Below are 20,218 nucleotides of genomic sequence, written 5' to 3' on the forward strand. Positions count from 1 at the left end.
GCGATCACGCTTTGGTTTGAGAGGATGCCCATGCGCGGGCGGCAGCGTTCAGCCCAGCTCCTCCAGCCGGTCGGTCGCGGGCGCGGGCCGGCGCGCCAGCTCCGCGATCTCGGCCCGCAGCTCGGGCGTCATCGGGATGTCGAGCGCGGCCAGCGCGGGGCGCAGCTGCGCGACGTCGCGCGCGCCGATGATCGGTGCGGTGACCGCCGGGTGCGATGCCACCCAGGCCAGCGCCAGGCTCACCGGGTGCCAGCCATGCGCCTCGGCGAGATCGGCAAAGCGCGCGGCCGTTTCGAACATCCACTCCTCGCCATAGCGGCGGACATACGAGTCGTTCTCGCGGATCCGGCCCTGCGCGTCGCGGCTGCGGTACTTGCCGCTCAGGAGGCCGCCGCCCACCGGGCTGTAGGGCATCACGCCCAACCCCTCGGCCGCCGCCAGAGGCAGGATCTCGACCTCGGCCTGGCGCTTGACCAAGCTGTACATCGGCTGGAGCACCTCGAACCGCGCCCAGCCGCGCCGCGCCGAGACCCCAAGCGCGCCGGCCACCTGCCATGCCGCCCAGTTCGATGCACCCAGGTGGTGCACCTTGCCCGCGCTCACCAGGTCGTCGAGCGTGCGCAGCGTTTCCTCGACCGGCGTGTCGGGGTCGAAGCGGTGGACGAAGAGCACGTCGAGCCGGTCAGTCCCGAGGCGCCTGAGGCTTTGCTCGACCGACTCGCGGACATGCCGCCGCCCCAGGCCGCCGGGCACTCCCGGCCGGCTCATGCCGACCTTCGAGGTCAGCACGATCCGGTCGCGCTCGGGCGCGATCAGCCGACCCAGGATCTCCTCGGCCCGGCCGCCGGCATAGATGTTGGCGCAGTCGAAGAAATCGACCCCGGCCTCGCGGCAGGCGGCATAGATGCGGGCCGATTCCGCCTCGTCCGCCTCGCGTCCGAACGACATCGTCCCCATGCACAGACGCGATACCCGCGTCCCCGTGCGGCCCAGCAAGGTCGTCTGCATCGCTCTCCCCTCTCGCATCCCGGCGGGCGGACCCTAGCGCATTGCCGGGCCCCGATCACCCGCGATCGCGCGCTCAGGGCAGCGCGTCGCGCGATCCCATGATCGAGCGCCACTGCGCGGTGAAGAGCGCGCGCTTCTGCCGGTCCAGCCCGACCAGCAGCGCGGGGCTCAGCGCGATCGGCCTCAGCGTCGAGGGGGTCCCCGACAGCGTCGCCGTCGCCGGGTCGTCGGTTTCGCCGAAGCTCACGATCAGCGACGCCTGCGCGAGGCCGAAGCGCCCCTCGGGCGACAGCAGGTAGTCGATCAGTGCCTTCGCCGCCCGCGGATTGGTGGCATGCCGCGGCACCATCGCCGCGCGCGACAGCGCCAGCGTGTAGTCCGACGGGGCGACGACGCCGATGCGCGCATCCTCCGCCGCCCGTGCCAGCGCGTAGGAGCCCAGCAGGTTGTAGGCGATCAGGAAACGCCCCTCGGCCACCGCGTCGATCAGTTCGGCCGAGCAGCAGGTCGCGACCGCATCGGCGCGCTCGAAGGCCTCCATCAGCCGGCCGAAAGTCGTCGCCTCCTGCGAGTCGGCAAAGGCGAACAGGTAGCCCAAGCCCGATTGCTCGATGTCGTAGGTCGCGACCTTGCCGGCATAGCGGGCGGGCTTCGCGCGCAGCAGGTCGATCAGGTCGAAACGCGTGGCCGGCACGTCCGCGGCGGGCACCAGCGCACGATTGTAGACGATCACGGCGGGCTCGAAGGTCAGGCCGAACAACTCGTCGCGCCAGCGTGCCCAGCCCGGCAGGAGCTCGGCCGCCGCCGTGCGATGCGGCTGGGCGCAGCCGTCGTTCACCAGCTTGACCTGCAGGTCGATGGCCGAACTGATCACCACGTCTGCGCCCTGCGCGGCGTTCGCGCAGGCATCGGCGGCGCGGCTGAACAGGTCGTTGGTGCCGCGCTGCTCGTAGACGATGGAAATCCCGGGCCGGGCCGATGCGAAGGCCTCCAGCACTGGCCCGAAGACCGCGAGGTCGGTCGAGCCCTCGACCCGCAGGACCTCGGGTCCCGAGCCGAAGGTCGCTACCGCCTCCTGCGCCGCGGCGGGCGCGCCTAGCCCGAGCGCCAAGATCAGGGCGATGAGCCGCCTCATTGCGGCCCGCCCTTCGCGCCGTCCCCGAGCGCCGCCGCGCCAAGGTCCAGCGTCGCCCGAAAGCCGCCCCGCGCGGGCCGCGAGAAGACCATCCGCCCGCCATGCGCCTCGGCCACGGCGCGCACGATCGCAAGTCCGATGCCGGCGCCGCCCTGGGCGTTCGCCTCGCTGCGGGCGAAGCGCTGGCCCGCCTGCTCCCACGTCGCCTCGGGCAGGCCGGCCCCCCGGTCGGTCACGTCGATCGCGCCCGGCGCGCGCACCGTGATGGTGACGGGCGGCACGCCGTAGCGCAGCGCGTTGTTGACCAGGTTCTTGGTCGCCTCGATCAGGCTCAGCGCGTCGCCCTCGACGCTCACGCGGTCCTCGGGCAGGTCGAGCCGCAGGTCCTCGGGCGTCGAGGCCAGGTCGTGATCGCTCGCCTCGGCCACGCGGATCGCGACCATGCGCAGGTCCAGTTCCTCGCGCGGCACGGCGTCGGCCCGGTGCATCACCAGCGCCTGGTTCAGCAGCTGGTCGGTCAGCCGCCCCAGTCCGGCGGCGCAGCCGCGGATCCGCGCGGCCAGTGCGCGCAGGCGCTCGGGGTCGGCTTCCTCGGCCGCCAGTTCGGCCTGCGCGCTCAACGCCGCCACGGGCGTGCGCAGCTGGTGGGCGGCGTCGGCGATATAGGCCTGCATCGCGTCCATGCGCCGCGCCAGCCGTGCCATGAAGCCGTTGATCGCCCCCACCGTCGCGCGGATCTCGCGCGGTGTCTCGACATCGAGCGGCGAAAGGTCCTCGGGCCGGCGCCCGGCCAGCGCCGCCTCGACCCGCCTCAGCGGCCCCAGCGCCGAGCGCACCGCCGCCGCCGTCAGCACGACCAGGCACAGGCCCCCCGCGGCCGCCAGCCACATCGCCTTGCGCGCAATGTCCCAGGCCAGGGTGCTGCGCGCCCGCAGGGTGTGGCCCACCACCACCGCAACCTCGCCGCTGTAGGCGCGCTCGGCGAAGCGGCGGCGCACCGCCGCCAGCCGCACCGGCTCGCCGCCGAACTCGGCGCCGTAGAACGCGACCTCGGCGCCCTGCGACGCCCGTGGCGGCGGCGGCACCAGGTCATAGCCGGTCACCGTCGCGCCCTCGCGATCGATCACGCGGTAGACGACCCGGTCCTCGGGCGCGAGCGCCAGCAACTCGAAGGCCGAGACGGGGATGTCCACGGCCACCGCCCCCGCCGAGACGCTGACCGAGCGCGCGATGTCGAAGGCCGCGCCCGCCAGCAGCCGGTCATAGGCCTCACGCGCCGCCTCGCGCCCATAGGCCAGCGCCGCCAGCGCCGCGCCAAGCCCGCCCACCGCCAGCACCAGCGCCACCGCCAGCCCCAGCCGGACCGCGATCGAGGGCGCGCGTTCAGTCATCCGCGATCAGCTGGTAGCCCAGGCCTCGCAGGGTGCGGATGCCCACCCGCGAGGGCTCGAGCTTGCGCCTTAGGCGCCCGACATAAAGTTCGACCGCGTTGATCCCGACCTCCTCGGCGTCGAAGGCGAACATCTTCTCGAAGATCGCCTCCTTCGGCATCACCCGGCCACGATTGGCGATCAGCGTCGCGAGCAGGGTGAACTCGCGCTTGGTCAGCGTCAGGGGCCGGCCCGCGATCGCGGCGGTGCGCCCGCCCGGGTCGAAACGCAGGTCGCCATAGTCGATCACGCCCGCCGCCTCGCCCGTGCGGCGCCGGGCCAGTGCCCTCGCTCGCGCCTCGAGCTCGCGCAGATCGAAGGGCTTCATGAGGTAGTCGTCCGCGCCCAGGTCCAGCGCCTCGACCCGGTCCTCGACGGCCAGCCGCGCGGTCAGCATCAGCACCGGGGTCGTGTCGCGCGCCTCGCGCAGGCCGCGCAGCAACTCGACCCCCGACCCGTCGGGCAGATTGATGTCGAGGATCATCAGGTCATAGGCCTGCACCGCCAGCGCGTCGTCCGCCTCGGCGCAGGTCGCGGCGCGGTCGACGGCATCGCCGCGCCGGCGGAAATGCTCGACGATCGCGTCAGCGACATCGGCAATGTCCTCGACCAGCAGAATGCGCATGCCGTGCGTTTCCCCACCGGACGGGCGCTTGGCGGCCCGCTCCGTTCGCGATGAAGCCTAGCCGCTGCGCCGTCGGGGGTGAAGCGCCCTGCGCCGACGACCCGTCCCCCCCGGCGCGCGCCGATGCGACAGCTTCGTGACAGGCGCCGGTGCTAGGATGCGACACCGGCCGCCCGGCTCGCGCGAGTCGTCCGGCGGCCGCAATGACATTCTTTCGGGAGGAAAAGACATGCTCGTATCAACCCCGGTCCGGCGTCTCGCGACGGCGGCGGTCCTGGCGCTCTCCGGCCTCGCCGCGCCCGCGCTCGCCTTCGAGCCGACCGCGACCGAATGCATCGCCCCCGCGAACCCCGGCGGCGGCTGGGACTTCACCTGCCGCCAGGTCGGCAAGACGCTGCAGGATCTCGGGCTCATTCCCGGCACGATGCAGGTCAGCAACCTCGCGGGCGGCGGCGGCGGCGTGGCCTTCGCCGAGGTGGTCAACAAGCGCAACGACGAGAACAACCTGATCGTCGCCGCCTCGACCGCGACCGCGACCCGCCTCGCGCAGGGCGCCTATCCCGGCAATACACGCGACCAGGTGCGCTGGCTCGGCTCGGTCGGTGCCGATTACGGCATCATCGCTGTCGCCAAGGACAGCGAGGTCAACACGCTTCCCGAGCTCATGGAGAAGATCAAGACGGATCCGCGCTCGGTCTCGATCGCCGGCGGCTCGGCGGTCGGCGGCTGGGACCACCTCAAGGTGCTGATCGCCGCCGACAAGGCCGGGATCGAGGACCTGCGGACCATCAAGTACGTCGCCTTCGATGGCGGCGGCGAGGCGGTGACGCAGCTTCTTGCCGGCTCGGTGCAGGCCTTTACCGGCGACGCCTCCGAGGCCAAGGGCTTCGTCGACTCGGGTGACATCAAGGTGATCGCGGTGCTCGCGCCCGAGCGGCTCGAGGGCGATTTCGCCAGTTTCCCGACTGCGCGCGAGCAGGGCATCGACGCGATCGGCGCCAACTGGCGCGGCTTCTACGGGCCGGGCGGCATGTCGGACGACGCCTATGGCTTCTGGGTCGAGCAGATCGGCAAGGTCTACGATTCGGCCGAGTGGAAGCAGGTCATGGCGCAGAACGGTCTCGCGCCGCTCGACCTGCGCGGCGCCGAGTTCGAGGCCTTCGTGGCCGACTCGATCGCCTCGATCGAGCAGCTGTCGCGCGAGATCGGCCTGATCAAGTAACCCGGGTCCGCGACGGGCCCGGAAAGCCGGCGGCCGCCACCGCGGCCGCCGCAAGATCAACGACCACGAGCGGCACGGCGCCGGAGAGCGCGCGACCGCAGGAGGAAACGGACCAATGAGCGACCGCATCTTTGGCGGCATAGGGCTCCTGCTCGCCGCCTTCTTCATCTGGGGCGCGACGCAGATCGAGCTCAGCTTCATCTCGGACCCGGTGGGGCCGCGCAAGTTCCCGATGATCATCGGGGCGGTGCTGGGGCTCGCCAGCCTCGTCGTGCTGATCCGGCCCGACGCCGAGCCGCACTGGCCGCCGCTCGGGCGCCTTGCCGAGATCGCGGGCGCCGTCGCGGTGATGGTCGCCTACGCGCTCCTCTTGCCCGATCTCGGCTTCGTAATCGCCACGGCCGCGGCCTCGGCGGTCCTGACCTGGCGGCTCGGCACAAGGCCGCTCTGGGCGGTGGTGACGGGCGTCCTGACCTCGCTTGGCATCTACACCGTGTTTCACCTGATCCTTGGCCTGTCGCTGGCCAAGGGCCCGCTCGGTTTCTGAGGAGGCGGCCATGGACGCACTCGCATCGCTCGCCGACGGGTTTGCCGTCGCGCTGACCTGGCAGAACCTCTTCCTCGCGCTGGTCGGCTGCTTCCTCGGCACCGTGATGGGCGCGCTGCCGGGGCTCGGACCCTCGAACGGCGTGGCCATCCTGATCCCGCTCGCCTTCACCCTCGGCCTCGGCCCGACCGAGGCGATGATCCTGCTCACCTCGGTCTATTACGGGGCGATGTATGGGGGGCGGATCTCGTCGATCCTGCTCAACATCCCCGGCGACGAGCCGGCGCTGATGACGACCCTCGACGGCTATCCCATGGCGCAGCAGGGCCGGGGCGGCGAGGCGCTGGCGCTTTCGGGCGTCGCGTCCTTCGTCGGCGCCTTCCTCGCCACCTGGGGTCTCGTATTCCTCGCGCCTCAGCTGGTGAAGGTCGCACTGCTGTTCGGCCCGGCCGAGTATTTCGCCCTTTTCGTGCTGGCGTTCGCCACGCTTGGCGGCATCGCCTCGCGCAACCAGGCAAAGGCGGCCTTCGCCGCGGCGCTCGGCCTCGGCATCGCCATGGTCGGTGTCGACGGGCAGACCGGAGTGCCGCGCTTCTCCTTCGGCGAGGTGCATCTCTATGACGGGATCGACTTCCTCGTCGCCATCGTCGGGCTCTTTGCGCTCTCCGAGGTCTTCATCTTCCTCGAGCATCGGGGCGAGGCCTCGGTCGAGGGCAAGGACACCGGGGCAGGCATCGGCCGCATCGTCCCCTCGGGCCGGCTGATCGCGCGCTGCACGCCGACCATGCTGCGCACCTCGCTGCTCGGCTTCATCGCCGGCGTCCTGCCGGGGGCGGGCGCCTCGCTCGGCTCGTTCCTGGCCTACTCGATGGAGAAGAAGCTGGTCGACCGCGAGGGCACCTTCGGCACCGGCGACCCGCGCGGCGTGGCCGCGCCCGAGGCCGGCAACAACGCGGCCGCGGGCGGCGCGCTGGTGCCGATGCTGGCGCTGGGCGTGCCGGGCTCGGGCACGACGGCCGTGCTGCTCGCCATGCTGCTCGCGCTCAACATCACGCCGGGGCCGCTCCTGTTCACCCAGAACCCCGACGTCGTCTGGGGCCTGATCGCGGCGCTGTTCATCGGCAACCTCATGCTGCTGGCGATGAACATCCCCATGGTCGGCCTATTCGTGCGCGTCCTGCTGGTGCCGCCGCGGATCCTGATGCCGATCGTGGCGATGGTCTCCTTCGTCGGCATCTATGGCATCTCGGGCTCGACCTTCGACCTGCTGGTGATGGTGGTGTTCGGCGTGCTCGGCTGGCTGCTGCGCAAGCTCGACGTGCCGCTGGTGCCGGTGATCCTCGGCGTGCTGCTGGGCAACCTGATGGAGGCCAACCTGCGCCGCGCCATGACCATCTCGGACGGCGACTGGACCACGCTCTTCGCCTCGCCGCTGTCGATCGGGCTGTGGACCGTCTCGATCGTGGGCTTCGTGCTGCCGATCATCTTCGGCAAGGTGCTGCGCGCCCGGATGGGCCGCCGCAAGGACGAGGAAGGCGCGGTCAGCGACTGACCGGCCTCTCCGCGCGACAACAGGGCGGGCGGCCAGTGGCCGCCCGTTCTCGTCCGGGCCGGCGTCGCAAGCCGCGCAGAACGCATGCAGGGCAGACCCGGAGGCTGCGAACTGGCATTCGGTCGGGAAAAATGGTGCTGCTGGTCAGGATTGAACTGACGACCTCTCCCTTACCAAGAGAGTGCTCATGGACCGCTTCGTGCGACATATCCCGCCTTTGCAGCGACACATGGCGTTGCAAACAATAGAATTTATGCGACACTCGCCGACATGACACGGCGGCGCTATCGTGCTGATGTGTGACCCCAGTGTGACCCCAGGCGTGAGGCGGGAAGTTGAACAGAACCGCGGATATCATCCCTCTTGGAAAGGCCGGGGAGGTCGACGCCCCCAAGGCAAAGGATCGGGGGAGGACGCTGACACAGCGGGCGGTCGAGACGGCGAAACCAGGAACTGAGCGTTACGAGATCCCTGATGCGAGCCTTCCCGGCTTCGTGCTCAGGGTCTCGCCCGGCGGCGCAAAGACCTACTATGTCCGGACACGGGTAGGACGCGGGCGAGGTGCCAGAAGTGTGCGGGTCCAGATCGGCGGCGCACAGCTCTGGAGGCTCGCTGACGCACGCGAGGAAGCGCGCCGGATCATCGCCGAGGCGAGGGCGGGTGTTGATCCAACCGACGCCAGCGCTGGGAAGAACCTCAGCGATCACCTGGATGACTACGAGAAAGAGCTTCGACGCCGGGAAGTGGTGAAGCGGTCGGACATGATGACAACCCTGCGGCGTGGCCTTGATGGTCGGCTTGCGCCCAGCGATCTCACACGGACGATGATCGTGGCTGAGATCGAGCGGCTCGAGGCGACCGGCAGGGTGGGGGCTGCGGAATATTTTCGGAAGACCGCAGCGACCTTCCTCAGCTGGTTGGTCAGCCGGGGCGCGATCACAGCCTCTCCGATGGCCGGGTATCGCAGACCGCGCTCCACGCGAGCGGAGAGGCTCGCCCGGCGGCGCTGGGTTGCGACCGGGGCGGATGAGATCAGGCGGCTTTGGGATGCTCTGGGAGCCATCTCTGATCCCGTTCGCCGCGATCTGGTGCGTTTCATGCTCTTGACCGGGCAGAGGCGGACGGAGACGAGCCTTGTCGAATGGGATCAAATCCATGACGACAGATGGGATATTCCGGCGAGGATCACAAAGACCGGCGCGGACCATTCTGTGCCACTAGGCCCGCTCTCTCTCGCGCTCATGGAGGCGCAGCCGCGGCTTGCCGGAGCGTCACTGGTTTTCCCCGGCCGGAACTTGCGGCCGATCTCAGGCTGGTCGAAGCTGCTCACGCCGGCGCGCAAAGCCTTTGGCGACGAGCAGCTCTGCTTGCATGGTCTCCGCAGAACCTACCGCACCGGGCTCTCTACGCTCGGCGTCGAGGAGGCTGTCGCGGAACTCATGATCGGTCACAAGCGTCAGGACCTCGTGCGCCTCTATGACTTCTCCAACCTTTGGGAAAAGAGATGTGAGGCGCAGGTCCGATGGGAAGATCACATCAGATCCGTGGTGGGGGCCTGAATGGCAGATCGTCAGGACGAAGCCCCGCGGCTCCCAGAGGAATATATGAACGATCCCTATCGCGAACTCGCCGAGAAACTATACGCTCTGAACGGCTTCCCATTGCCAGATGAAGACGCGGACGTTCCGCGTGATTTTACTATCAAAGCCACGCCTCAAATGCTCGCGAATTGGGCCAATGCGCTTGGCGTCGTCTGCCAGCATTTGCTGACCAACTCGGCAGTGTTTCGTGATTTTCCCAATTTGGCCGATCCGCTGCATCAGCTCATGGCGAAGCTGAGCAACGAAGTCGTTCGCGACCGGTCTCGCCGTGCTGGCGTTGGCCGCCCGCGATACGATGGTAACGCGTTGCAGATCCGCACCTTGGCCTTGGCGTGGGAGACTTTGCTCGCCGAGCTGGGAATGGCACGGCGAGATGCGGCAACGATGGTTGTGGATGCGTTGAACGAAGGAGGCATCACCACCTCGAAAACAAGCCTGAAGAACTGGCGCCACAAGTGGCTAGAGGAAGGCGACGAGAGCGCAGATGGTTCTGTTTCGAGGAAGCAGCGGTACCACGACACGCTCGAGCGCTTGGCGGAAGGCCACACGGATCTGTCGGATGCGATCGGTAAATGCCGGGCCATGATCGTCAGCATCGCGCTTTCGAACTCGGGATAGTTCCTAAACCCTCCTGTTTCGTAAGCCGGTCTGCATGGTTGATGGGGACATCACCTGATGAGGAGATGTTCTACCATGATCACCAAGCCTTCACAGTTTGCTCCGCCGCGCATCGATCCGCGTCACCGCATTGCCGATGACTGCCTCTACACGACCGACGAAGTGGCCGCTCTTCTTCGCGTGACGCGGCGCACCCTCGAGCGGTGGCGCCGGGAAGGGAAGGGCCCTCGGGTCACGAGGCTCTGGGACGGCGGTCGCCCACTGTATCGGGGAAAGCATCTCTTGGAGGCGCTTGAGGCCTCGTCACACGCAGCCTGAGGTGGAGGCGCTTGATGGCACGGAAAAATCGGAAGGGCAGGACGGAGTTCAACGAGCATTTTGCAAAGATGCTGCGCTCCACCATGGAGGAGCCTGCTTGGCGGGCACTCTCAACCGCCGCGCAGTCTCTTTATCCGTGGATCAAGCTCGAGTGGCATGGACCGAGTAGCAACAACAACGGCAAGATCCGCTTCAGTGTTCGCCAGGCCGCTCAGGCAGTGGGGTGCGATCCCGGAACAGCAAGGAGAGCGTTCTGCGATCTACAGGCGAAGGGTTTCTTGCATGTGACGAAGGTCTCCTCGCTTGGGTCGGAGGGCGAGGCGCGGGGCAACGAGTATGAAATCACCGAACTGGCCCTGCCCGGCGCCATCGAGGGAAGGAAGCTCTATCGCTCATGGCGCCCGGGTCGAGATTTTCCGGTCCAAAGAGCGAAGGCGAACAACCCGAAGGGAAAGGGCGGCTTCGGAAATTCAGAAACCCGACCGCAAGATGCAGATCAATCTCGTGCCTCCGAACTGCAGAATGCGGGATGGCCTGACCGCAATTCGCAGATGAACACGCCGAATATCGACAACGTCGCAACTGCAGAACGCAGACATCCTTATCTACCAGAGGGGTGTGGGGAGCGTGCAGCTTCTGGATGCGTCCGCGCGACGAGCGCTGCTGTTGGCGCAGAGTGCTGAGTTCATGGGGTCGTCGTCAATCAGCGCCCTGCGGATGATCCGTGGTTCTGTAATCAGCTTTCGCCAAGAGTGCGTCGGGAGGGAAAATGACCAGCAATGATGATTTCGGTGGGCGTGTCATGGAGCCGGCTGGTGAGGGGGATGTCGCCGACGCCCTTGCCTTGCTTGTCCGGGCATTCATGCGGGCGATCGCGTCCGGTCAGGTCGGCCACAGGGTGCGCGCCGCGAGGGCGTTCATCGACCTCCTCCGATGCCTTAACGACGCGGACGACTTCAGGCTAAAGCCTGTCATCGATGAAGCTATGGATGCTCTCTCAGTTGAAGTCCCCTGGGAGCACCATGATGCGAAGCAGTTGAGCGTCGCGCGCCCTGCTGTGCGGTACATTGTCGAGATGTCCTGCACGGATGCCGCGGCCCGAGGGCGGGCTTCGCAATGCTGGCAAAAGGTCGAGGAGAACTTTATCGCGATGCTTGACGAGCGCTACGGCCGACCGCTCTGGCGATAGCCCGCGTCATTCTCGGTGAGCGTGAAATGCGCACGTGAACAACTGCCTGATGGGCACTTCTCTTCGTGGAGTTGAGCGCTGAAAGCATCCATCCGGATCGAGTGAGGGTGGGGTATTATAATACCGCGAGCGCTCGCCCGAATATCGCGAGGCTGCCACGAGACGGAGATATGCATAAACATTTGATATTCATCATCTTAGTTGTTTTTAAAGCATCGGCGATGCGCTTGAGCACTTGAGCAATCTGTGCACCGGCGGTCATTCGGTTTGGCGGCTGTAGACGATACGTTTTCGAGCAGGTAGCCGATTGGGGCTGGAAAGCAGAAGGACTGACGTGGCGAAGGGCAGCAAGTGGCGGTCACTCCAAGATGATGTTGCCATCCCGCTCGTGATGGGCTGAATGACGAGCGACGGCCTCTCAGGTTTCCGTAAAAAATCCGCGGGGCAGAGGGGGGCTCGCCAAGACAAGCTCGGATTTTTCCCCTCCCCCCATCTCCCAGCACTGTTCCTGACTACAAACGCTTCGATGTCGTCAACCGTCTTACAAGTAAAGCCCCTACTAGCCGGGGCATGAGAGCTCGTCAAAGTTAGGCGTGTTCGGTTGCGGCGCTGCCGAAAGCCCCAGCCAAGGCACCGTCTGCAATCACCTCTTGCATGACGTAGGACTTGAATGCGTCCGAGCTGGTAAAGCACCTCAAGCCGGCAGCATTCGCGATCTCCAGCGTTCGCTCCCCTTCGTTGAGGAGCAGCGCCACGGGCTCGGTCAGGCCCTCGCGAATACCTTTTGGCCAAACTAGGTCGAACACGGCGACCTGCTCGCCGGTCGTTTCGTCCGCATGATCATAAGAGAGCTCTCCGCCTTTAAGGCCCAGCTCCTCGATCCACGTATTCACGGCGAGAAGCTCCTCTTCCTCCTCGATCCCCGATATGCCGCCGACAACCACCGGGGTCTCCTCAGAAGCGTGGCGTGCATTCTCGGCCAGCCAGTGGTCCTCTCCATGCAGGAGGGCAGAAAAGCGCCGGTTCGCCTCCTCCGCCAGCAGTTCGCGCCGTGCCTCGAGGAAATCCTCGTAGCGATCAGCCCGCCAGAGGTCCTCGTCCATCGGTATCCACTGCGACGCAAGCGCGCCGGGATGCTTCTTCTCTACCTCTGGGAAGTAGGTTTCGGGCAGCCGATCACTGATCGAGAGGTTCGTGTCTTTGGTGAGGAGGCAGAAATTGGCGATGGCGTTGACCGCTGCCCTGCTGTGGTCGCGCTTGTAAAGCTGGGCCTTCGGGAAGATGTGGTGGACCTCCAGGTTGCTCATCTTGCCAAGCATCCCCTGCCGTAGCGGAATGCCCGTGCCCCAGTCGCGCGCCTCGCCCATCCGAGTGAGCATGTAGAGCACCGGATAGAAGCGTGCGCCAAGGCTCCAGCCGCGGAAGTGGCCCGGCTCGATCCTGAGCCCGCCATGCCAGAGGCGAAGCTCCTCGAGGAGCGCGTCGAGACTGCCGTTCGCCCCCTCAAGACACTCAAGATCGCGATCAATGAAGCTTTCCGTTGAACCGGAGTAGCGCCCCCACATGCCTGCTTGCGCGAACCAGAAAAGAAGCTTGTCGCGTTCCGTCTCATCGAGCGATCCGCCCTGCAATTCAAGGAACCGCACCATGACCGGCACCGCGAAACGGCCAAAGAACACGCGCGCATGGTCGAGGCCAAGACGGCCGTCGATCAGGTTGAGGCATTTATCGATGTGCTTGGTGGCCTTGAAGAGCGCCTCTTGCACAGCCTCCGGCGGCTGGTCTTCGAGGTATGAGAACTTCGCCTCGCCGGTCAGAACCGTGTTCACACTGCGCAGGAGCCAGTCGAGATTAAAATCGTAGCCCGCCTTTTGCCATGCCGCCAAGCGGGTCTTCATCTGGTTCCGAGCTTCCGGCCACTCAGCGCAAATCTTCGCCAGCGCCAAGTCACCCTTGGAGAGCTTCGTGCCGCCGCTGTTCACTTTGTTGAATATGTCGACGACAACATCGAGCGTCTTGTCCTCGCCGGTCACCTCCTCAACATGGAGGTCGATGTCGAGAATGCCGAGCAGGCGCGAGATGCGGCTCGAATATTTCACCGCCTTCATGCCGATCTCCGGTCGCTGGCTTAACTCCTCGATCAGCTTCTCGCTGCCTGCCTGGCCGGAGACGATCAGTTCTGATACGTCGATCCAGAGCGGATCGTCGCGCATTTTCACCGGCTGCCAGAACTCGAAGCTCTTATCCTCGAGGTGGAAGCGCAGGCCCGTGAACGCTTGTGCGTTGCCATCGAAGAATGTGGGCGGCTTTCCGCGGGCTACGCCATAGAGCGAGGTCATGCGCTGCTGGCCATCGAGCAGAAGCTTGACGACGCCAGGGGCGAGCGTGCCGTCACCACGATATTTCGCAGACTTCGCCTCGGTGGCCCAGACCAGAAGACCGCCGACTGGGTGCCGCTTGTAGAGCGACGTGAACAGACCTCTGACCTGCTCGCGGCCCCAGACATACCCGCGTTGGAACTCGGGCAGCGCCATGTGGCCATTGTCGATATGGTCGAGGATGGTGGAGATCTTCATCTCTGCTCCCGTTTAAAAGTGCTCATCCAGAACGATGATCCCGCAAATGACCAGGCTCGGTCGGCATAATTAACTTGGCCAGCGAAAATGCAAACATCAGCGTTTCGTCTTTATCACTTCAAGGCGGACAATCGGACCGAGCTCCTTTTCGAGCGTGGTGACGGCCTCAGCAAGCTCCTGATCTAGTTGCTCTCCTTCGTCCCCGCGTCCGTAGATCCTTCTTCGATGCTTTACTGCTAGATCACGTTCGTCGGCGTCCATTTTGCGGTCTAGACTGGTGAGTTCGGCAAGCGTCTCAAACGAGTGCAAAAGAGCGCTGCGTGATGAAAATAAGATGTCGACGGCGCTCTCCACTGCGTCGTTCCGTAAGACAGCCTTTGCCCTGATCTGAGCATGGCGCAAATTCTGGAACGCGTCGTTCCTCTCAACCATACGAGACCAACGTCGATGATAAATGTAAGATGGGTTGTTCGCCTCTTCTTGGGGAACCTTTTCAAGGGGTGACCGCAAGCTATCCAATACATCCTTGGCAATCATTGCAGCGGCCCAAAGTTCTTCGGCAACTTCCGCTTGCCGGCGATCCCTAGCCTCGGTCTTCCAGATGCTTAGCTGATCCTTGGCGAAGCGGAGCCCCCAGATCACGGCTCCGGCAGAAGCTATCGATGCCGCCGCCGAGATCCAGTCTGTAAGAGCACTCATGCGGCCTCCCTGAACAGCCGCGCCATCAGCGACGCGCTGAGGGCCGAGGCGGTGGTCGAGGCCGTTTCGGCCGTGGCGGCGATAGCGCGCGCCGTCGTGACGATCTCGGCGAAGCAAGTTTGGAGGGCGAGGGGCGGACAGATAGCCGGATACGAAAAAAGGCTCCGACGGTTAACTTTTGGCATCTGAGCTCTAGTCGAACTCTTTACGGCATAATCCGAGAAACCGTCGCTAAGTAGGAGGGCGTAGAGAAACTCCGGGATCGCATCCCGAGTGCAAGTCAGAGGATACATATCGGCGCTGCAGTAGCCGGAGAAGTCAGCGATGACGCACTTTCTTAAGGCGGGTCGAATTTTTGAATAAAGAACATCGCCGCTCTCGAAGTGGTATTTTCCGCTTATAGGTCTGACTTCCTCAACTGTAGATCGTTGGAGCCACCTACCGCTCTCTTTTTCAATGCTGTCCGGTCCTATGCACAACTCATCCCCTTCTGTGTCGACATCTGGGATAGAGAAATTTCGCTCAATGCTGCAGAGTTCCCCCAACGGCCGCACCTCCCAGCCCATTGGGTTCTCGACGGGGTCGCCGAACATCCTGATGAAGAGGGCGGGGATGAAGCCGCGGAGTTTCTCGCGGGCCTCGGCGCGCAGCCGCTCGATACTCGCCGCCCGGTTCAGGATGTCGACAATCCTCCGCTGCTCGTCGAGCGAAGGGAGTGGTAGTTGGATCGACCTGAGATCCCGCTGCGATATTGCGGCGAACGTGCTGCCCTGTCCTTTGGCAACCAATTCGGGTTCCTTGAAGCGAATACCCCAATGCACATAATCGCGCAGGGCATTCGCTTCGTTGACGCGAATAGCGGCAAGCCCTCGTCCGATGCAGCATCGCTCTTGGGCAACATTCGTGGGTCCCACAGGCGCACGAACTGAAATCAAAATGTCGCCGGCTTCGGCGACCTTGTTCGGCCGAGAGCACCATTTGCGCACGACGGGGTGGACGTCGCCAAATTCCGCCTTGCCCTGAAAGAAAGGCAGACCTTCGCCAGCCTCGTTGTAGGTGTCTCCTGGAGGCGATTGTCCTGCGATAACAGTGGCGACATCTCCGAGCGCGACTTGCTCCCTCATGCCACCGTCTCCCGCACGGCATCCGCCAACTCGTCCAGTTCCTCCATCAGCTCGCGCTCGATCGCGCGCAGTTCGTCGAGGATCTCCTGCGGATCGCGGTGCTGGACTTGTGCGCGGCTCTGTGGGCGATGCCGCCCGGCGCTGAGGTTGAAGTCGGCGGCGCGGATTGTCTCGGCATCGGCGAACCACCAGTTCTCGGTCCACTCGGCCTCTTGGTCGCGGGCCTGCCAGTCCTCCCACAGCTCCTCGCGGCTATTGAACGCGGCGACCAGGCCCGGCAGGTCGTCAGCCTCGATCGGCTGGTCGTGGTTTGCGTCGAGCTTGTAGCCGTCATTGTCGGCATGGAGGAACATGACCCGCCCGGTCTCGCCGCCCTTGCGGAAGACGAGGATCGAGGTCTTTACCCCCGAATAGGGCTGGAACACGCCGCCCGGCAGCGACAGCACGGCCTCGACGGTGTTGTTCTCGATCAGCTTGCGCCGCAGTTCCTTGTGCGCGCCGGTCGAGCCGAACAGAACGCCTTCGGGCACCACCACGCCGCAGCGCCCGCCTGGCTTCAGTTGGTTCAGCATGTATTGCAGGAACAGAAGCTCGGTCTGGGTCGTCGTGCCGACCTTCACGTCGTCGACGATCCGGTCTTTGTCGAGCCGCCCGGAGAAGGGCGGGTTCGCCAGGACAACGTCGAACCCCTCGGGCGGCAGGCCCATCTCGATCTTCTGCTGGCGGTCGAGCGTTCGGGTCAGCGCGTCGCGGCGCAGGATGCGCACGCGGTCGAGGCCACGCAGGCTCAGGTTCATGGTGGCAAGGCGCACCATCTGCGGGTCCACGTCGTTGCCGTAAAAGGTTGCCTCGTGGAGCTGGCGGGCAGCCTCGCGGCTCAGCCGGTCGCCTGCGCCGCGCTGCATCGGCTTGCCGTCGACTACTGCCTCCTCGATCGCATCGGGCGACGAGTTCACCAGTCGGATGTGGTCGTAGGCGGCGACCAGGAAGCCCGCCGTGCCGGCGGCGGGGTCATAAACCGTTTCGCCGAGCCGGGGATCGACCAGATGCACAATGGTACGGATGACATGGCGCGGCGTGCGGAACTGGCCCAACTCGCCCGCCTGCTTGATCTGGCGCAGCACGTGCTCGAACAGATCGCCCTTTGTGTCGGCGTCCATCTGCTCGAGGTGCAACTCGCTCACGCGCGTTAGCGTCTGAGAGAGCACCGTCGGCTCATCGAGCACTAGCCGCGCGCCCTCCATGAAGTTGGTGACACCCTGCGCCGCGATCTCGGCATAGAAGGGGAACACCTCCTCCCGGACCCAGGACACTAGTCGTTCGCCGTTAAGTGCGTTTGCCCATGACGACCAGCGCAGCAGGTCCTTCGGCACCGTCTCGGCGCCTCGGTCACGGGCATTGAGCGGGTTCCTCAATTGCCAGTCGCCCTCGAAGGCGCTGGCGTAGGGCGCGGCCCCCGGCCGTTTCGCGCCGCGCACTCGGGCCGCGTCCGTCGCCTCGAACATGTAGAAGAAGATCAGGAAGCTGAGCTGCTCGGCGTTCTGAGCCGGGTTCGGATAGCCTCCCGCGTAGAGGTAATCGCGGATCTGGTCGATACTGCGGCGGAGATCTGGTGTCAGGGGCATCTGCTCGGGTCTCGTTTCTTATGTGCGAGGTTGGTCTTTCTTGTCGGCCTTTCCGCTGTCTCCATCGGGGCCGAAGACGGCAACATTCAGGCTGCCGAGTAGGTCATCAAGGGCCGATTGCCCGCCGAAGACCCGCAGCGCTTGGTCGCAGCCACCCATTCGGTCGAAGGGGTGCTCGTCCAGGTCGTAATCCCAAAAGCCGTCGATCTCGGTTGCGTCGGCCTCGATGCGGTTTTTGATCATGCGCACCCAGCGCTCCTGCTCGGCACTCAGGGCTCGGGTTTCAAACCAAGCCTCGAAGCGCAGTCCAAGCTGTGCGGCTCGCGCGTCATGTTCGGTCGTGCGCACGATGCGGCCGTCGGCATCGAGCGTGACCCAATCGCGCGAAGCCGGGTCGATGTGGTCGTGGACGTCGAGCGTGAGAAGCGACCGCGATGTCGGGGTGCCGGAGGCGGGCTTCGTGGTGATGACGAAGCCGCCGGGGATCGTCTCGTCGTCGTCGCCGTGGAAGTCGCTCACGCCCACGAAGTCGAACATCGTGAAGCCGGCCTTGCCGATGTGCTCGGCCTTTCTCGTGCCGCGTCCACGCATCTGCTGGTAGAGGATTGCGCTCTTGGTGAAGCGCGCCATGACGAGGTTGACGACCTCGGGGCAATCGAAGCCCGTGTCGAGCATGTTGACGCTGACGAGGATCTTGGGGAACTCGTCGTCCTTGAAGCGCTTGATGATGGTCTGTGCGTCGGGTGTCGGCCCGCCGCCGAGATCACTGACGACGAAATCCGCGTATCTGGTCGTCGAGTGCGGCTTTAGATCGGCGAAGTGCTGGTCAAACATCGTCGCCAGCGTCTCGGCATGCCGCTTGTTGACCGCGAAGACGATGGTCTTGCCCTTCTGGGGGAGGCGCTTCACCCCGTCCGAGCCGCAATAGCCATTGTCGATAACGTCGCGAAACTCACGCACCATCGCGCGATTGCGCTCGGGGATAGTGAAGCGGCGCTCCAGCGAATTGGGGTCGACGACGATCGTGTCGCCACCGTCAAAGAGCTCCTCGAACTCAGCCTTGGTCTGGGCATCCATCGCCGTCCAGTCAAGCTCGCCACGCTTGACCTCGAAGCCACCCTCGGCCGCCGTCTTCACGGTCTTCGCCTTGTAGATCCGGTAGGGGACGAGGTGCCCGTCGGTGATCGCCTGGTGCAGGTTGTAGCTGAAGGTGGGTTTGTCGACCTCGAAGAAGCGCAGCGTGTCGCGGACGAACAGGCCGTCCTCGGGATCGGGCAGGTCCTTGGCATCGACGGTGCAGGGCGTGGCTGTCAGGCCAATCTGGATGCCGTCGAAGTGGCGCAGAACGCCACTCCACTGACCGTAGATTGAGCGGTGGCATTCGTCGGTGATCACGAGATCGAAATAGCCTGACGAGAGCTGGTCATATTCGTTCACCATCGTCTGCAGCGTCGAGATGGTGACACGCTTTGCGTGGTCGAACTGGCGGCCGCCTCGCAGGATGTAGGAGGGATAGCCGCGAAGGTGATCGGTGAAGGCATCGAGGGTCTGCGAGGCCAGCGTGATGCGATCGACGAGGAAGAGCACCCTGGTGACATGCCCGGCCTCAAACAGCCGTTTTATCAATGCGGCGGCGGTCCGCGTCTTGCCCGTGCCGGTTGCCATCTCGACCAGCAGCTTGCGCCTGCCGTGGGTGATCTCGCGGCAGAGCGTATCGATACACTCGACTTGGTAGTCGCGCTCGACGATAGATCTATCCGTGTCCACCGACGTCAGATCTCGCCGGACAGTCCGGGTCGCCATCCGCCTCTCAAGGTCCTCTTGGGAGAAGAAGCTGGCGATCTCGCGCGAATGCGCGTCGACGTCGGCATCGAGAAAGCGGATCTCTTCTCCGTTCGAGAGAAAAACGAAAGGGATGCCGAGCTGTTTCGCGTAATGCCGCCCTTGATCCTGTGCGGTGATAGCGGCCGTCGACATCTTCTTGGCTTCGATCACAGCGACCGGAAGTCCGCGCCGATCAAAGAGCACGTAGTCGGCCCGCGTGCCATCGGGGAGATGATACTCGAAAAGGACGGATCGCCCGTCTGTCGTGTTCCAACCCACGTCCGACAAGAGCGCGTCGATCTTCGCTCGGGAGAAGGCCTCGTTCTTCGACATTGGTTCTCGAACTAAAAAGCATTGGTGAGCCGGCGGCGCCGCTGGGTGATGACTGGATCGGACTGCATGAGATCTTCACCAAAAATCTGAGGCCACAATTGGGCATCTCGCGAGGCGGAAGGCAAGATGGTGCGAAGCACGAAGCTGTTGGTGGAGACACTGGCGGAGGTCGCGAGAGCGGTGAAGAGGCGGGAGGTTGCGTGAAATGGAGAGCCACAGCTTGGCCCCTCGAACGCGTTCACCTTCCGCGGCGTGTGACCCCGGTGTGACCCAAGGGAGAAATCGACGGCAGGGCGTCCGCCGTAGTGTCTTGTTATGGTTTGGAAAAATGGTGCTGCTGGTCAGGATTGAACTGACGACCTCTCCCTTACCAAGGGAGTGCTCTACCACTGAGCTACAGCAGCGCCGGTCATGTGCGCCGTGCCGGCGGGACGGGCCCGCCCCGGTGCGGGGCGACTGATACCAGCATGGCCCCTGAATGCAAGCCCAATCTGGACCTGCCGGCGAAAGACGATTACATCGCGCTCTGCCATGACGCGACGTGGAGACGACACCGGCGGCCGCGGGCCGCAGACGGGCAAGGCGGGCGCCTCCGACAAGGCGGCGCGGCTTGCGGGCGCGCTGCGCCGCAATCTCCGCCTGCGAAAGGCGCAGGCCCGTGCCCGCAAGGCGGCTGACGACGACGGCGCGCCGGCGCGAGCCACGACGGACGGCGAGGCCGGGGACGACGGCGCGGGCGGCGCCGGGAGCTGACATCATCAATGGCCGCCTGCGCAAGGGCGGCGGAAGAGG

18 protein-coding genes and 1 tRNA gene are annotated in these 20,218 nt (G+C 65.2%); 9 read left to right on the forward strand and 10 right to left on the reverse strand.

Annotated features, from left to right (window positions below; translation table 11 throughout):
• Window positions 1-48 precede the first annotated feature (48 nt).
• From H0I76_RS11455 to H0I76_RS11470, 4 genes are all read right to left on the reverse strand, one after another.
• The gene (locus H0I76_RS11455) at window positions 49-1,008 is read right to left on the reverse strand and encodes an aldo/keto reductase (RefSeq protein ID WP_200609994.1); all 960 of its coding nucleotides are present in this window, start codon (window positions 1,006-1,008) and stop codon (window positions 49-51) included.
• Window positions 1,009-1,081: 73 nt separating this feature from the next.
• A complete protein-coding gene (locus H0I76_RS11460; protein WP_200609995.1) occupies window positions 1,082-2,143 on the reverse strand; it encodes an ABC transporter substrate-binding protein in 1,062 nt (353 codons plus the stop codon).
• Window positions 2,140-3,534, reverse strand: a complete 1,395-nt coding sequence (locus H0I76_RS11465) for a sensor histidine kinase (protein ID WP_200609996.1) — start codon at window positions 3,532-3,534, stop codon at window positions 2,140-2,142. The genes H0I76_RS11460 and H0I76_RS11465 overlap by 4 nt, the downstream gene beginning before the upstream one ends.
• On the reverse strand, window positions 3,527-4,198 hold the full coding sequence (locus H0I76_RS11470) for a response regulator transcription factor (RefSeq protein WP_200609997.1): 672 nt from the start codon (window positions 4,196-4,198) through the stop codon (window positions 3,527-3,529). The genes H0I76_RS11465 and H0I76_RS11470 overlap by 8 nt, the downstream gene beginning before the upstream one ends.
• 229 nt (window positions 4,199-4,427) lie before the next feature.
• Here H0I76_RS11470 and H0I76_RS11475 point away from each other — a divergent pair, with 229 nt between their 5' ends.
• The 8 genes from H0I76_RS11475 (at window position 4,428) to H0I76_RS11510 (ending at window position 11,245) form a co-directional block, all read left to right on the forward strand.
• Complete coding sequence (locus H0I76_RS11475; protein ID WP_200609998.1) at window positions 4,428-5,420, forward strand: Bug family tripartite tricarboxylate transporter substrate binding protein; 993 nt, start codon at window positions 4,428-4,430, stop codon at window positions 5,418-5,420.
• Between the two features lie 115 nt (window positions 5,421-5,535).
• Window positions 5,536-5,967, forward strand: a complete 432-nt coding sequence (locus tag H0I76_RS11480; protein WP_200609999.1) for a tripartite tricarboxylate transporter TctB family protein — start codon at window positions 5,536-5,538, stop codon at window positions 5,965-5,967.
• A gap of 10 nt (window positions 5,968-5,977) precedes the next feature.
• A complete protein-coding gene (locus H0I76_RS11485; RefSeq protein ID WP_200610000.1) occupies window positions 5,978-7,519 on the forward strand; it encodes a tripartite tricarboxylate transporter permease in 1,542 nt (513 codons plus the stop codon).
• Between the two features lie 335 nt (window positions 7,520-7,854).
• Window positions 7,855-9,078, forward strand: coding sequence for a tyrosine-type recombinase/integrase (locus H0I76_RS11490; RefSeq protein WP_200610001.1), 1,224 nt, complete (start codon window positions 7,855-7,857; stop codon window positions 9,076-9,078).
• Between the two features lie 45 nt (window positions 9,079-9,123).
• Complete coding sequence (locus H0I76_RS11495) at window positions 9,124-9,738, forward strand: hypothetical protein (protein WP_200610002.1); 615 nt, start codon at window positions 9,124-9,126, stop codon at window positions 9,736-9,738.
• Window positions 9,739-9,813: 75 nt separating this feature from the next.
• Entirely contained in the window at window positions 9,814-10,056 is a 243-nt protein-coding gene (locus H0I76_RS19795; protein WP_200610003.1) for a helix-turn-helix domain-containing protein, read from the forward strand.
• Between the two features lie 14 nt (window positions 10,057-10,070).
• A complete protein-coding gene (locus H0I76_RS11505) occupies window positions 10,071-10,739 on the forward strand; it encodes a hypothetical protein (protein WP_200610004.1) in 669 nt (222 codons plus the stop codon).
• An 86-nt stretch (window positions 10,740-10,825) separates the two neighbouring features.
• The gene (locus tag H0I76_RS11510) at window positions 10,826-11,245 is read left to right on the forward strand and encodes a hypothetical protein (protein ID WP_200610005.1); all 420 of its coding nucleotides are present in this window, start codon (window positions 10,826-10,828) and stop codon (window positions 11,243-11,245) included.
• A 587-nt stretch (window positions 11,246-11,832) separates the two neighbouring features.
• Here the strand turns inward: H0I76_RS11510 and H0I76_RS11515 are convergent.
• The 6 genes from H0I76_RS11515 to H0I76_RS11540 all read right to left on the reverse strand — a co-directional run bounded on the left by H0I76_RS11515 (window position 11,833) and on the right by H0I76_RS11540 (window position 19,830).
• On the reverse strand, window positions 11,833-13,821 hold the full coding sequence (locus tag H0I76_RS11515) for a GmrSD restriction endonuclease domain-containing protein (protein ID WP_200610006.1): 1,989 nt from the start codon (window positions 13,819-13,821) through the stop codon (window positions 11,833-11,835).
• A 96-nt stretch (window positions 13,822-13,917) separates the two neighbouring features.
• Window positions 13,918-14,520: a hypothetical protein gene (locus tag H0I76_RS11520; protein ID WP_200610007.1), complete on the reverse strand. Its 603-nt coding sequence runs from the start codon at window positions 14,518-14,520 to the stop codon at window positions 13,918-13,920.
• Complete coding sequence (locus tag H0I76_RS11525) at window positions 14,517-15,644, reverse strand: restriction endonuclease subunit S (RefSeq protein WP_200610008.1); 1,128 nt, start codon at window positions 15,642-15,644, stop codon at window positions 14,517-14,519. The genes H0I76_RS11520 and H0I76_RS11525 overlap by 4 nt, the downstream gene beginning before the upstream one ends.
• The gene (locus tag H0I76_RS11530) at window positions 15,641-17,269 is read right to left on the reverse strand and encodes an HsdM family class I SAM-dependent methyltransferase (protein ID WP_200610009.1); all 1,629 of its coding nucleotides are present in this window, start codon (window positions 17,267-17,269) and stop codon (window positions 15,641-15,643) included. The genes H0I76_RS11525 and H0I76_RS11530 overlap by 4 nt, the downstream gene beginning before the upstream one ends.
• A gap of 18 nt (window positions 17,270-17,287) precedes the next feature.
• On the reverse strand, window positions 17,288-19,426 hold the full coding sequence (locus H0I76_RS11535) for a type I restriction endonuclease subunit R (RefSeq protein WP_200610010.1): 2,139 nt from the start codon (window positions 19,424-19,426) through the stop codon (window positions 17,288-17,290).
• Between the two features lie 329 nt (window positions 19,427-19,755).
• Window positions 19,756-19,830, reverse strand: a tRNA-Thr gene (locus tag H0I76_RS11540).
• Between the two features lie 127 nt (window positions 19,831-19,957).
• Between H0I76_RS11540 and H0I76_RS11545 the strand changes: the two genes are divergently transcribed.
• Complete coding sequence (locus tag H0I76_RS11545) at window positions 19,958-20,179, forward strand: hypothetical protein (protein ID WP_200610011.1); 222 nt, start codon at window positions 19,958-19,960, stop codon at window positions 20,177-20,179.
• Window positions 20,180-20,218 lie beyond the last annotated feature (39 nt).

The sequence above is a fragment of the Thermohalobaculum xanthum genome (assembly GCF_016623495.1).
Taxonomy (GTDB): domain Bacteria; phylum Pseudomonadota; class Alphaproteobacteria; order Rhodobacterales; family Rhodobacteraceae; genus Thermohalobaculum; species Thermohalobaculum xanthum.